The sequence below is a fragment of the Streptococcus infantis genome (genome assembly GCF_047465035.1).
GTDB lineage: Bacteria > Bacillota > Bacilli > Lactobacillales > Streptococcaceae > Streptococcus > Streptococcus infantis_T.
This window is the reverse complement of the sequence record NZ_JASHAQ010000056.1, coordinates 1-631: the sequence shown is the minus strand read 5'-3', so window position 1 is coordinate 631 and position 631 is coordinate 1. Positions and strand designations below refer to the sequence as shown.

Annotated in this window: 1 protein-coding gene; it reads left to right on the top strand. The window is 37.1% G+C overall.

The window, feature by feature from the left end:
- Positions 1-122: 122 nt before the first annotated feature.
- The coding region (locus QM406_RS10065) for a transposase family protein (protein ID WP_414274127.1) at positions 123-631 on the top strand (509 nt) is incomplete at its 3' end.

Sequence of the window (631 nt, the reverse complement as noted above, 5' to 3'; positions counted from 1 at the left end):
GGCTCTATAATATTTGTAGTGGGTAAATCCCCTATGGATCTTATGGAGCCTATTTTGTATAGAAAAAAAGTCCCATAAGATCTATAATAAAAAGCGACCAAACCATCATTAGAAAGAATCCTATGGAACAATTACATTTTATCACAAAACTACTAGACATTAAAGACCCTAATATCCAATTTATGGATGTCATCAATAGGAATACCCACAAAGAAATCATCGCTAATCTGGATTATGAGGCTCCACCTTGTCCTGATTGCGGAAAACAAATGAAGAAATATGACTTTCAAAAACCGTCTAAGATTCCTTACCTTGAGACGACTGGTATACCTACCAGAATTCTTCTAAAAAAGCGCCGTTTCAAGTGCTATCATTGCTCGAAAATGGCGGTCGCTGAAACTCCTCTAGTAAAGAAAAATCACCAAATCCCTCGTATCATCAACCAAAAGATTGCCCATAAGCTAATTGAAAAGACTTCTATGACCGATATTGCTCATCAGTTGTCTATTTCAACTTCAACTGTCATTCGCAAGCTCAATGACTTCCACTTTAAGCATGATTTTTCTCGTCTTCCAGAGATTATGTCTTGGGATGAGTATGCCTTTACCAAGGGAAAGATGAGTTTCATTGC